Source organism: Streptomyces sp. NPDC004667 (genome assembly GCF_040609475.1).
In the GTDB taxonomy this organism is placed as follows: domain Bacteria; phylum Actinomycetota; class Actinomycetes; order Streptomycetales; family Streptomycetaceae; genus Streptomyces.
Genome location: NZ_JBEXKC010000135.1, coordinates 1 through 12,240 on the forward strand (window position 1 = coordinate 1; position 12,240 = coordinate 12,240).

The 12,240-nt window shown below is 74.3% G+C and carries 9 protein-coding genes; 5 read left to right on the plus strand and 4 right to left on the minus strand.

The window, feature by feature from the left end:
• Window positions 1–102 precede the first annotated feature (102 nt).
• Window positions 103–903, minus strand: a complete 801-nt coding sequence (locus tag ABZW32_RS36870) for a crotonase/enoyl-CoA hydratase family protein (RefSeq protein WP_356224832.1) — start codon at window positions 901–903, stop codon at window positions 103–105.
• Between the two features lie 174 nt (window positions 904–1,077).
• Between ABZW32_RS36870 and ABZW32_RS36875 the strand changes: the two genes are divergently transcribed.
• Complete coding sequence (locus tag ABZW32_RS36875) at window positions 1,078–2,709, plus strand: acyl-CoA synthetase (RefSeq protein ID WP_356224834.1); 1,632 nt, start codon at window positions 1,078–1,080, stop codon at window positions 2,707–2,709.
• A gap of 132 nt (window positions 2,710–2,841) precedes the next feature.
• Here the strand turns inward: ABZW32_RS36875 and ABZW32_RS36880 are convergent, their stop codons facing one another.
• Together ABZW32_RS36880 and ABZW32_RS36885 are read right to left on the minus strand one after the other, a co-directional pair.
• On the minus strand, window positions 2,842–3,057 hold the full coding sequence (locus ABZW32_RS36880) for a hypothetical protein (protein WP_280919877.1): 216 nt from the start codon (window positions 3,055–3,057) through the stop codon (window positions 2,842–2,844).
• Window positions 3,058–3,134: 77 nt separating this feature from the next.
• On the minus strand, window positions 3,135–3,983 hold the full coding sequence (locus ABZW32_RS36885; protein WP_356224836.1) for an alpha/beta hydrolase: 849 nt from the start codon (window positions 3,981–3,983) through the stop codon (window positions 3,135–3,137).
• A gap of 107 nt (window positions 3,984–4,090) precedes the next feature.
• On the opposite strand from ABZW32_RS36885, the gene paaK reads away from it, so the two are divergent.
• The 3 genes from paaK (at window position 4,091) to ABZW32_RS36900 (ending at window position 7,902) form a co-directional block, all read left to right on the plus strand.
• The gene (gene paaK, locus ABZW32_RS36890) at window positions 4,091–5,398 is read left to right on the plus strand and encodes a phenylacetate--CoA ligase PaaK (protein ID WP_356224838.1); all 1,308 of its coding nucleotides are present in this window, start codon (window positions 4,091–4,093) and stop codon (window positions 5,396–5,398) included.
• 93 nt (window positions 5,399–5,491) lie between these two features.
• On the plus strand, window positions 5,492–6,352 hold the full coding sequence (locus tag ABZW32_RS36895; protein WP_356224840.1) for a YhjD/YihY/BrkB family envelope integrity protein: 861 nt from the start codon (window positions 5,492–5,494) through the stop codon (window positions 6,350–6,352).
• A gap of 245 nt (window positions 6,353–6,597) precedes the next feature.
• Window positions 6,598–7,902: an alpha/beta fold hydrolase gene (locus ABZW32_RS36900; RefSeq protein WP_356224842.1), complete on the plus strand. Its 1,305-nt coding sequence runs from the start codon at window positions 6,598–6,600 to the stop codon at window positions 7,900–7,902.
• Window positions 7,903–7,985: 83 nt separating this feature from the next.
• Here ABZW32_RS36900 and ABZW32_RS36905 read toward each other — a convergent pair whose 3' ends face one another.
• Window positions 7,986–9,488 (minus strand): fatty acyl-CoA synthetase, encoded by a 1,503-nt coding sequence (locus ABZW32_RS36905; protein WP_356224844.1) that lies wholly within the window; start codon window positions 9,486–9,488, stop codon window positions 7,986–7,988.
• Between the two features lie 166 nt (window positions 9,489–9,654).
• Between ABZW32_RS36905 and ABZW32_RS36910 the strand changes: the two genes are divergently transcribed.
• Window positions 9,655–12,114: a penicillin acylase family protein gene (locus ABZW32_RS36910; protein ID WP_356224846.1), complete on the plus strand. Its 2,460-nt coding sequence runs from the start codon at window positions 9,655–9,657 to the stop codon at window positions 12,112–12,114.
• Window positions 12,115–12,240: the final 126 nt, after the last annotated feature.

Here is a 12,240-nt window from a genome sequence, read left to right on the forward strand (position 1 = left end):
CTGGACGTACTTGGCGCCGTACTGGACGTACTTGGTGCCCCGCCAAGGCGCCGAGGTGCGGTGCCGGGCGGCGCGGGCCAGGCAAGATCCGGAAGAGACGGCCTAGGCCCGGCGGTAGACCGGCGCGCGCTTCTCGGCGAACGCCCGTGCCCCCTCCTTCGCGTCGGCGGTGTCGAAGACGGGCCATCCCCGCACCAGTTCCGCGGCGAGCCCCTCCGTCTCCGTTAGCTCGGAGGTCTCGTAGACGGACGCCTTGACCGCCTCGACGGCCAGCGGCCCGCACGCGTTGATCCGCTCCGCGGTCTCCAGCGCGGCGTCGAGGGCCGTCCCGTCGGGCACGACCCGGCCGACCAGCCCGATCCGTGCCGCTTCCTCGGCCGCGTACGGCCGTCCCGTCAGCAGCATCTCCAGCGCGTGCGTGCGCGGGATCTGGCGCGGCAGCCGCACCGTGGAGCCCCCGATGGGGAACAGCCCCCGCTTGACCTCGAACAGCCCGAAGGTGGCCGACTCCCCCGCGACCCGGATGTCGGTGCCCTGGAGGATCTCGGTGCCGCCCGCCACGCAGTACCCCTCCACCGCCGCGATCACGGGCTTGCGCGGCCGGTGGTGACGGAGCATCGCCTTCCAGTGGAGGTCGGGGTCGGCCTTGAGGCGGTCGCGGTACCGCTCGCCGTCCATGCCCTTCCCGGCCAGCGCCTTGAGGTCCATCCCGGCGCAGAAGTCCCCGCCCGCGCCCGTCAGGACCACCGACCGGACCGAGTCGTCCGCGTCGGCCTCCAGCCAGCCGTCGTAGAGCCCCACCAGCAGGGGAAGCGAGAGCGCGTTCTTCGCCTCCGGCCTGTTCATCGTGAGCACCAGCGTGGCGCCGTGGCGGTCCACGGTCAGGTGTTCCGTCCCACCCATTGCCGTCCTCCCGTCTCAAGACCTAGAACAGGTTGCAGGAGGGGAGGGTGCAGTTCAATAGTTTTCTGACACTCAGTCAGATTCTTTGGCCGGCGCCCTTCCCAGTTGGGCCGGGCGCGGCTCTAATGACCGCCGAGCAGCCCAGCCATGGGATCTTTCGGGTCAGGAGGAACGGTGGAGTACAACCTTGCCGACCTGTTCGAGTCGGTCGTGGACGTGGTCCCGGACCGCGAGGCCCTGGTGTACGTGGACCACCCCGGAACCGGCGCCGAACGCCGCCTGACGTACGCGGAGCTCGACGCGGCGGCCAACCGTCTCGCCCACCACCTGCTCGACAGCGGGCTGGGGCCGGGCGACCACCTGGGACTGCACCTCTACAACGGCGTCGAGTACCTCCAGACCGTCCTGGCCTGCCTCAAGGCCCGCCTCGTTCCGGTGAACGTCAACTACCGCTACGTGGAGGAGGAGCTGGTCTACCTCTACAACGACGCCGATCTCGCCGCCCTCGTCTTCGAGGGCGAGTTCACGGAGCGGGTGGCCGCCGCCCTGCCGCAGACGCCGCGGCTGCGGCACCTGGTCCGGGTCGGGCCGACGCCCGAGGGGGCCCCGGAGCCGGCGCTCGCGCCGGTGGCGTACGAGGACGCCGAGGCGGCGGGCTCCGCGGAGCGCGGCTTCCCCGAGCGCAGCCCCGACGACCTGTTCATCATCTACACGGGCGGTACGACCGGCATGCCCAAGGGCGTCATGTGGCGGGCCGAGGACCTGTTCTTCGCCGGCCTGTTCGGCGGCGAGCCCTCGGGCGAGCCGGTGAAGCGGCCCGAGGAACTGGCCGAGCGGGTCGCGGCGCGGGGGGCGGGCCTCACCTTCTTCCCGGCTCCCCCACTGATGCACGGCACCTCGACCCTGACCTCGTTCATCGCCTTCAACTACGGCCAGCGGGTGGTCATCCACCGCAAGTACGTGCCGGAGGAGGTGCTCCGCACGATCGAGAAGGAGAAGGTGTCGAGCGTCTCGCTGGTGGGCGACGCGATGCTGCGGCCACTGATCGACGCCCTGAACGGCCCGCTCGCGGGGACCGACCTGTCCTCGCTGTTCAGCGTCTCCTCGTCCGGGGCGATCATGTCGGAGACGGTGCGCGCGGAGTTCCAGCGGCTCGTGCCGAACGTGGTGCTCCTGAACAACTTCGGCTCCTCCGAGTCCGGTTCCAACGGCCGGGCGACGGACGACTCCGGTCCGGAGAAGGGCTTCCGCCTCCAGGTCAACGACCGCACCCAGGTGGTGGACCCGGTGACGCACGAGCCGGTGGGGGTGGGCGTGCCCGGACGGCTCGCACAGCGCGGACACGTACCGCTCGGGTACTACAACGACCCGGCGAAGACCGCGGAGACCTTCTTCCGCAAGGGCGCGGAGCGCTGGGTGCTGCTCGGCGACATGGCGACCGTGGACGAGCAGGGCATCGTCACCGTGCTGGGGCGCGGTTCGCAGTGCATCAACACGGGCGGGGAGAAGGTGTACCCGGAGGAGGTCGAGCAGGCACTGAAGTCGCATCCGGACGTGTACGACGCCCTGGTGGCGGGCGTCGCCGACCCGACGTGGGGCAGCCACGTGGCGGCGGTGGTGCAGGTGCGCGAGGGTGCGCCGGAGCCGACCCTGGAGGAGATCCAGCGGCACTGCCGAACGCGGCTGGCGGGGTACAAGATCCCCCGCCAGCTGGTGCTCACGGACGCCATCCAGCGCTCCCCGAGCGGCAAGGCGGACTACCGCTGGGCGAAGACGGTGGCCACGGAGGCGGACTCGGCACACTGAGCGCACCCCGGGCGGCATCCCGCTCCGCCGCTCCACCGCTCCGCCGCTCCGCCGCTCCACCGCTCCCGCGACGGCTGGACGGTCCCGGGACCGACGGACCCGGGACGCGCGGATCCCCCGATCGGCGCCGCCCTAGTCCTGGGCGCGCAGTTCCGCCGCGAGGGTGCGGGCCCAGCCCGCCAGTTCGGTGCGGCTCGCGCTCCGGCCGAGGGCGTCGGCCTGCGCGTCGGTCATGCGGTGCGGGCCGGGGTCCTCCAGCAGGTGGGCCGCCTCGGCGAGCAGCGCGGACAGGCGCCGGGCGTCCGACGCGCTGAGCCGCACCGATACCGCCGGGTCGATGACGGACATCGCCGTCGCCTCCCTTCGCGCTCCTCTGGCCGGGGGCGCCTCCTTCGACCGTACGCCTGCGGCCGGGGGGCCGCCGCTCAGGTGCCGGTGGCGAGGAAGCGCCCGACGCGCCCGGCGAACCGGGCCGGGTCGTCCAGCCAGGGGTAGTGGCCGCCGCCCGGCTGGACGTCGAGGGTTCCGTGCGGGTAGAGCGCGGCGAGGCGGGCCGCCAGGGCCGGTGCCGGGTTGCCGTCCAGGTCGCCGGCGAGCACGAGCACCTCGCCCGTGACCCGCCGGAGGGCGGCCCGGGTGGCGGGCGGGTCGAAGGCGTCCGGGTGGGCGTAGGCGTCGGCCGCCCGCTCGTTCTGCTGGTGGGCGTTGGCCGCCCAGTGGGCGCGGGCCGCGTCGTCCCAACGGCCGTAGAACAAGGGTCCGACCAGGTCCCAGTCCGCGTCGGCGTCGCCGCCCGCGAGGATCCGCGCGTAGGCCGTGATGGCCGTGTCGTAGAGGGGGTCGCCCGCCCGGAGCCGGGCCGCCGCCATCCGCTGCCCGTCGGTGACGGGCAGGCCCACCGCCCATGCCGTGGGCGTGACCAGCACCGTCCGGCGCGGCCTCTCGGGGTGGGCGGCCGCGTACAGCTGGGCGAGGTTGCCGGCGGCCGAGTGGGCGAGGAGGTCGAAGCGTTCCAGGCCCAGGTGGAGGCGGAGGGCCTCGACGTCGGCGACCTGGTGGTCGACGCGGTACGTGGACTCGTCCGCCGGCGTCGCGGAGTCGCCCGTACCGCGCGGGTCGAGGAGGACCAGGCGGCGTCCGGCGGTCAGGCCGCCGAGGTCGCCCAGGTATTCCGAGGCCCGCATGGGGCCGCCGGGGAGGCACAGCAGCGGCTCCCCCTCCCCTCGGACGTGGTAGGCGAGTTCGGTTCCGTCGTAGGTCGTGAAGGCAGGCATGGGGGCCATCCCACCAGACGATCACTCGTTCGAGTCATTGATTTACGGGGCGGGGTCCGGCAGGCTACCGAATGAACGTTCGGTTGGCCCTGGATGAGGTGACGACGATGACGGCGCACGCGGATCTCCACGACGAAGGCGAGCGGCTGAGCCCCGACGAACTGGCCGCGCTCCAGCTCAAGCGGCTGCGGGCCACCCTGCACCGCGTGTACGACCGCGTGCCCTTCCACCGGCAGGCCTTCGACAAGGCGGGGGTGCATCCCGACGACTGCCGCTCACTGGCCGACCTCTCCCTCTTCCCCTTCACCACCAAGGCCGACCTGCGCGAGCAGTACCCCTTCGGGATGTTCGCCGTGCCCCGTCCCGAGGTGCGCCGCATCCACGCCTCCAGCGGCACCACCGGCCGGCCCACGGTGGTCGGGTACACCGACGGGGACCTGTCCACCTGGGCCGATGTCGTCGCCCGCTCGCTGCGCGCGGCGGGCGCCAGGCCGGGCCAGATCGTGCACGTGGCGTACGGGTACGGGCTGTTCACCGGGGGCCTGGGCGCCCACTACGGCGCGGAGCGCCTGGGCTGTACGGTCGTGCCCGCCTCCGGGGGCATGACCGACCGGCAGGTCCGCCTGATCCAGGACTTCCGGCCGGAAGTGATCATGGTGACCCCGTCCTACATGCTCACGCTGCTGGACGAGATGGAGCGCCAGGGCCTGGACCCCCGCTCGACCTCCCTGCGCACCGGGGTGTTCGGCGCGGAGCCGTGGACCGAGGAGATGCGCCGCGAGATCGAGGAGCGGCTCGGCATGGACGCCGTGGACATATACGGGCTGTCCGAGGTGATGGGGCCGGGGGTGGCGCAGGAGTTCGCCTCGCACAAGGACGGCCTGCACGTCTGGGAGGACCACTTCTACCCGGAGGTGGTCGATCCGCTGACCGGGGCGGTGCTGCCGGACGGGGAGCTCGGGGAGCTGGTGTTCACCTCCCTCACCAAGGAGGCCATGCCGGTCGTGCGCTACCGCACCCGGGATCTGACCCGGCTGCTGCCGGGGACGGCGCGTCCCGCCTTCCGCCGGATGGAGAAGGTGACGGGCCGCAGCGACGACATGATCATCCTGCGCGGGGTGAACCTCTACCCCACCCAGATCGAGGAGATACTCCTGCGCACCCCCGGGCTCGCCCCGCACTTCCAGCTGAGGCTGACCCGGGAGGGGCGGATGGACACCCTGACCGTGCGGGTCGAGGCCCGGCGGGAAACCGGTGCCGGGCGAAGGCGGGACGCGGCGGCGGAGCTGGTGCGGGCCGTCAAGGAGTCCATCGGGGTGTCGGTCGGGGTCGAGGTGGTGGAGCCGGAGAGTCTGGAGCGGTCGGTCGGCAAGATCAAGCGGGTGAAGGACCTCCGCGACGGCCGGGCGGGCTGACTCCGGCCGCCGGGCGGCCGGAACGACCCCGTTCGGGCCCACTTCGGCGCCGCCTCCGGGACTCGGCGGGCCCGTGCGGGTAGGGGATGGGGCGTGACCTCGTTCCTCCGGCAGCTCCACGACCGTCTCCAGAGTTCGCCCGCAGGGCTCGCCTGGAGCCGTGGCCGGGAGATCGAGCTGATGCACCGGGCGATGGGGTTCGCCGCCCTCGGGTTCCTCACGCTCGTGCCGCTGCTGGTGGTCGTCGCCGCGGCCGCGCCGGGCAGCGGATCGGGCTTCGGGCGCTGGCTGGGCCAGGCCCTGGGGGTGACGGCGCCCTCGCGGGCCCGGGTGGAGCTGCTGTTCGGTGCGGCGGACCTGGCACTGGAACGGACCACCGCCTTCGGCCTCGCGGCCCTCGCGGTGTTCGGCCTGACCTTCGGCTCCGCCGTGCAGACCGGCTACGAAAAGGTGTGGGACCTGCCGACCGCCCGCTGGCACACCATGTGGCGGCACGTGGTCTGGCTCGCCCTGCTGGTCTGCTACCTCGGGCTGCTCGTCGGGATCCCGACCCCGTCCCGCAACTGGCTGGGCACGGCCCTGGGCACCATCGGCGACATGACCGGCACCTGCCTGTTCTTCTGGACCTCGGGGCGGCTCCTGCTGGGCGGCCGGGTCCGCTGGCGCGCGCTGCTCCCGGGGGCCGTGGCCACCAGTCTCGGACTGCTCGGCCTCAGGGTCTTCTCCCAGCTGGTGTTCTCCCCGCTGATCGCCTCGAACGCCGTCACCTACGGGCCCTTCGGCACCCTGCTGGTGGTCCAGTCCTGGCTGGTCGGTGTCGGGTTCGTGGTGTACGGCGGGGCCCTGGTGGGCCGTATGGTGCACGAGTACCTCACCTTGCGCCGCCTCCGCGCGAACGGCACCCTCCCCACCGAGCCGCCCCTTCCCCCGCCCCCCGGTCCGGGACCGGCGTGACGGGCGCAACGGACGTGACGGGCCCGCCCGGCACCTCCCGCGCCGCTCGGGCGTCCGGGAGCCCGGCGCCGACCGGCCCGCCCACCACCCACGCCGGCGGACGGGCGCACCCCGCCACGAGGTGGGCCCTGCCGGATCCCGGGGCGGCCGCCTAGACTCGGCCCGGCCGCAAGGGTGTCGCGCACCCCTCGGCCGGCCGCACCGCATGCCGGTCGGCCGCACCGCCGCAGACCCAGGGGAGCCGTGTGACCACCAGCTACCGCCAGCCCGGCGTCGTCCTCACCGACCACCACTTTACGGTCCCCCTGGACCACGACGACCCCGGCGGCGAACGGATCGGGCTCTACGCCCGCGAGGCCGTCGCCACCGGGAAGGACCCCGAGGGCCTGCCCTGGCTGCTCTACCTGGAGGGCGGACCCGGCTTCGGCGCCCGCCGGTTCACCGGCCGTCAGGCATGGCTGGAGCGGGCCCTGCGCGACCACCGCGTTCTCTTCCTGGACCAGCGCGGTACCGGCCGTTCCACCCCCGCGAACCGGCAGACCCTGCCGCTGCGCGGGACTCCCGGCCGGCAGGCCGAGTACCTCTCGTACTTCCGCGCCGACTCCATCGTCCGCGACTGCGAGGCCATCCGGCCCGCCCTCACCGGCGGCGCCCCCTGGACGGTGCTCGGTCAGAGCTTCGGCGGTTTCTGCACCACCCACTACCTCACCACCGCGCCCGAGGGTCTGCGGACCGCCCTGATCACCGGCGGCCTGCCCTCCCTGACCGCCACCGCCGACGAGGTGTACGCCGCCGCCCTCCCCCGCGTCGAACGCAAGAACCTCGCCCACTACGCCCGCTACCCGATGGACGTGGAGCGCGCCCGCCGCATCGCCGCCCACCTCGCCGAGCACCACACCACCCTGCCCGGCGGGCACCGCCTGACGCCCGAGGCGTTCCAGTCCCTCGGCATCCTCCTCGGCACCGGGGACGGCAGCCACCGGTTGCACTACCTGTTGGAGGACGCGTTCGTCCGCACTCCGGCCGGCCACGCCCTCTCCGACTCCTTCCTGGAGGGCGTCCGCGAGCAGCTCTCCTTCACCGGGCACCCGCTCTACGCCCTGCTCCACGAGGCCATCTACGCCCAGGACCCGGCCACCCCCACCGGCTGGGCCGCCGAACGGGTCCGCGCCGCGCACCCCCGTTTCGACGCCGCCGGGGCGCTCGCCGGGGACGGGCCCCTGTTCTTCACCGGCGAGAGCATCCACCCCTGGCACTTCACCACCGACCCGGCGCTCGAACCGCTCCGCGAGACCGCCGAACTGCTCGCCGCGCGCACCGGCTGGACCCCGCTCTACGACCCGGCCCGGCTGGCCGCCAACGAGGTACCGGTCGCCGCCGCCGTCTACCACGACGACATGTACGTCGACACGGCCCACTCCCTGGAGACCGCCCGGACCGTGCGCGGCCTGCGCACGTGGGTCACCGACGAGTTCGAACACGACGGCGTCCGGGCCGGCGGCCCCCGCGTCCTGGACCGCCTCCTGGCTCTCGTCCACGACGACGTCTGAACGCACCGGTTCCCGGCCGGACCCGCCGGGGCGGCTCGGGCCCGCCGGGGCGGCTCGGGCCCGCGCCCACCGCCGGAGGCGGGTCAGCGCTCCGCGAAGCGGTCGCGGAGTTCCCGCTTGAGGATCTTCCCGCTGGCGTTGCGCGGCAGGGCGTCCACGAAGACCACCCGCTTCGGGGCCTTGAAGTGGGCGAGCCGCTCGCGGGCGTACGCCACCAGCTCCGCCTCCGTGACCTCCCCGCTCGGGACCACGACCGCCGTGACCGCCTCGATCCACCGCTGGTCGGGCAGTCCGACCACGGCCGCCTCGGCCACCCCGGGGTGGGTGTAGAGCACGTCCTCGACCTGCCGGGAGGCGACGAGCACCCCGCCCGAGTTGATGACGTCCTTCACCCGGTCCACGACGGTGAAGTAGCCCTCGGCGTCCCGGACGGCGAGGTCACCCGAGCGGAACCAGCCGTCCCGGAAGGCCTTCTCGGTGGCCCGCGCGTCGTTCCAGTAGCCCAGGCACAGCTGTGGCGAGCGGTACACCACCTCCCCCGCCGTGCCGTCGGCCACCGGGGCGCCGTCCTCGTCGACGACCTTCGCCTCCACGTGGCGCACCGGCCGCCCGCAGGAGTCCATCCGGCCGTCGTGCTCGTCCGGCCCCAGCACGGTGGCCAGCGGGCCGATCTCGCTCTGCCCGAAGCAGTTGTAGAACCCGAGTCCTGGCAGCCGCTCCCGCAGCCGTTCCAGGACGGGCACCGGCATGACCGAGGCGCCGTAATAGGCCTTGCGCAGTGCGCCCAGCTCCGCGGCCGCGAACCTCGGGTGGCCGGCGAGGGCGATCCACACCGTCGGCGGCGCGAACAGGCTGTCGGCGCCGCCCGCCTCCACCAGGTCGAGGAGCGCGTCGGGGGCCGGTGCGTCGAGGACGGTGTTGCGCGCGCCGACCGCCAGGTAGGGCAGCAGGAACACGTGCATCTGCGCCGAGTGGTACAGCGGCAGGGCGTGGGCGGGGAGGTCCGCCTCCGTGAGGTCCAGGGCGTCGATCGCGCTCTCGTACTCGTGCGCCAGGGCCCGGTGGGTCATCATCGCGCCCTTGGGCAGGGCGGTGGTCCCGGAGGTGTAGAGCAGCTGCACCACGGCCGACGGGTCGCCGGGCTCCCCCGTGTACGGGAGCGGTTCGGCGAGCTCGGCCAGGAAGGAGCCGGGGGCGTCGCGCAGCGGGCGGACGGCGTGCGCGGCGGGCACCCGCTCCGCCAGGTCCGGGTCGGCCAGGACCAGGGCGCTGCCGCAGTCGCCGAGGATGTGCGCGAGGTCCTCGCCGGTGAGGTTCTGGTTGACCGGCACGTGGGTGAGGCCGGCGCGGGCGCAGGCGAGGAAGGCGATGAGGTAGGCGTCGCTGTTGTGGGCGAAGGTCGCGACCCGGTCGCCCGCGGCCATTCCGTAGCGCCCGCGCAGGACGGCCGCGCCGGTGGAGACGGCCGCGTCGAGTTCCCCGTAGGTCCAGGCACGGTCGCGGTAACGGACCGCCACCCGGTCGGGGACCCGCCGCGCGCTGTCCCGTACGAGTCCGTCGACCGTGTTGTCCCGCACTGCCGTCATGGCGCGATCCTCGCCCCGCGGCGCGCCCGGGTCAAGATCGGCGCGCCAACCGGCCGTACCGAACGGGATGTTGACAGGGCGTCGGACCGACTGCATGAGTGTGGGGGCACGCACGCACCACCCGTCCCACGGGCAACCCCGCCCGTGCACGGGCCCCTTGGGAGGCATGTTGCGCTCGACCCAACGTCCCCGCCGCCGCACCGGGCCGCTCCTGCGCCGGTTGGCCGTCACCGGTGCCACGCTCCTCGCCGCGACGGCCGCGATACCGCAGGCCGGGGCCACGGCCGGCCCCGATCCCGGGGTCGCCCCCTCGGGCGGCGGTCTGTCCGCCGTCATCCGCTACACCGAGAACGGCATCCCGCACGTGCTGGCCCGGGGCTACGCGAACCTCGGGTTCGGCACCGGCTGGGCCCAGGCCGCCGACCAGGTCTGCGTGCTCGCCGACGGTTTCCTGACCGTGTCCGGGGAGCGCTCGCGCTGGCTGGGCCCCGACGCCGCACCCGACTTCTCGCTCTCCTCGGCCACGACGAACCTCTCCAGCGACCTCTTCTTCAAGGGCGTACGGGAGACCGGCACCGTCGAGAAGCTGCTGGCCGCGCCCGCTCCGGCCGGTCCGAGCAAGGACCTGCGCGAACTGATGCGGGGCTGGGCGGCCGGCTACAACGCCTGGCTCGCCCGGAACAGGATCACCGACCCCGCCTGCAAGGACGCGGCCTGGGTGCACCCGGTCACCGCCACGGACGTGGCCGCGCGCGGCTTCGCCGTGTCGGTGCTCGGCGGGCAGGGACGCGGGGTCGACGGGATCACCGGGGCCCGGCCGCCCGGCCCGGCCGCCCGCGCGGCCGCGCCCGCGGCGGAGCCCGATCCCGGGGCCGCCGCGGAGGCCGCCCGGCAGCTGTTCGACACCACCCGCTACGACATGGGCTCCAACGCGGTGGCCTTCGCAGGCTCCACGACCGCGAACGGCAGGGGGCTGCTGCTGGGCAACCCGCACTATCCGTGGCAGGGCGGGCGCCGGTTCTGGCAGTCGCAGCAGACCATCCCGGGCGAGCTGAACGTCTCGGGGGCCTCCCTGCTGGGCACGGCGGTCGTGAACATCGGCTTCAACGACAAGGTGGCCTGGAGCCACACGGTGGCCACCGGCACCCCGGTCAACCTGCACCAGCTGGCCCTCGACCCGGCCGACCCGACCGCGTACCTGGTGGACGGCAGGCCGGAGCGGATGACCGAACGCAAGGTCAGCGTCCAGGTGAAGGGCGGGGCCCCGGTCGTCCGCAGCCAGTGGTGGACGCGCTACGGGCCGGTCGTCTCCGACCTCGGCCCCGGGCTCCCGCTGCCGTGGACGACGACCACGGCCTACGCCCTCAACGACCCCAACGCGGCGAATCTGCGGGGCTCCGACACCGCTCTCGCGATGGGCAGGGCCCGCTCGGTCGCCGGGATCCAGAACGCGCTGAAGCGCACGCAGGGCCTGCCCTGGGTCAACACCGTCGCCGCCGACTCCGCGGGCGCCACCCTGTTCACCCAGTCCCAGGTCCTCCCCCGGATCACCGACGAGCTGGCCGCCCGCTGCTCCACCACCCTCGGCCGGGCCACCTACCCCGCGGCGGGGCTGGCGGTGCTGGACGGCTCGCGCGGCGACTGCGCGATCGGCTCGGACCCGGACGCGGTCCAGCCCGGGGTGTTCGGCCCCGGCCGGGCGCCGACCCTGCGCGATGCCCCGTACGCCGAGAACTCCAACGACAGCGCCTGGCTGGCCAACGCGGAGCGGCCGCTGACGGGGTACGAGCGGATCTGGGGCACGGTCGCCACCCCGCGCTCCCTGCGCACGCGCGGGGCGGTCCAGGACGTGTCGGCGATGGCCGCGCGGGGCCGGCTGACGGTCGGCGACCTGCAGGCGCAGCAGTACGCGAACCGGGTCCCGGCCGGTGACATGGCGGCGGCCGACGCGGCGGCGGCCTGTGCCGCGCTGCCCGGCGGTACGGCGGCCGGGAGCGACGGACGGCCGGTGGACGTCTCGGCGGCCTGCGGGGTGCTGGCGGCGTGGGACCGTACGGCCGACAGCACCAGCCGCGGCGCCCTGCTCTTCGACCGGTTCTGGCGCAGGCTGACGGCGTCGACGCCGGCCAAGGACCTGTGGCTGGTGCCGTTCTCCCCGGCGGACCCGGTCGGCACGCCCCGCACGCTCGACCGGGCGGCCCCCGGCCTCGCGCGGGCGCTGGCCGACACGGTCACCGAACTGCGGGCGGCCGGGATCGCGCTGGACGCCCCGCTGGGCGAGCACCAGTTCGTGGTGCGCGGCGGGCAGCGGCTGCCGGTGGGCGGGGGCACGGAGGCCCTCGGCGTCTGGAACAAGATCGAGGCCCCGTGGAACGCGGCGGCCGGCGGGTACCCGGAGGTGGTGCACGGTTCCAGCCACATGCAGGCGGTCGGCTGGGACGGCAGCCGCTGCCCGGTGGCGCGCACGCTGCTGACGTACGGCCAGTCCGGCGATCCGGCCTCGCCGTTCCACGCCGACCAGACCCGGCTGTTCTCGCAGGAACGGTGGGTGACCTCGCGGTTCTGCGAGCGGGACATCCTCTCCTCGCCGGCGCTGAGGGTGGTCTGGCCGCGCGAGCGGCGCTGAACCGGCCGGGGGGGGGCCCCCCCCCCCGGGGGGGGGGGGGGCGGCGGGGGGCGAGCGCGGGGCACAAGAGGACCGCCCCGCGGACCACCGGGACCACCGCCCCGGGGCGGCGGGGCCCCGGCCGGG

Excerpts from the sequence above, each read along its gene's own strand:
- ABZW32_RS36885 (WP_356224836.1), bottom strand. The coding sequence starts at position 3,983 with ATGCCTGCCTTCACGACCTACGACGGAACCGAACTCGCCTACCACGTC.
- ABZW32_RS36870 (WP_356224832.1), bottom strand. The coding sequence starts at position 903 with ATGGGTGGGACGGAACACCTGACCGTGGACCGCCACGGCGCCACGCTG.
- ABZW32_RS36880 (WP_280919877.1), bottom strand. The coding sequence starts at position 3,057 with ATGTCCGTCATCGACCCGGCGGTATCGGTGCGGCTCAGCGCGTCGGAC.
- paaK (WP_356224838.1), top strand. The coding sequence starts at position 4,091 with ATGACGGCGCACGCGGATCTCCACGACGAAGGCGAGCGGCTGAGCCCC.
- ABZW32_RS36910 (WP_356224846.1), top strand. The coding sequence starts at position 9,655 with ATGTTGCGCTCGACCCAACGTCCCCGCCGCCGCACCGGGCCGCTCCTG.
- ABZW32_RS36905 (WP_356224844.1), bottom strand. The coding sequence starts at position 9,488 with ATGACGGCAGTGCGGGACAACACGGTCGACGGACTCGTACGGGACAGC.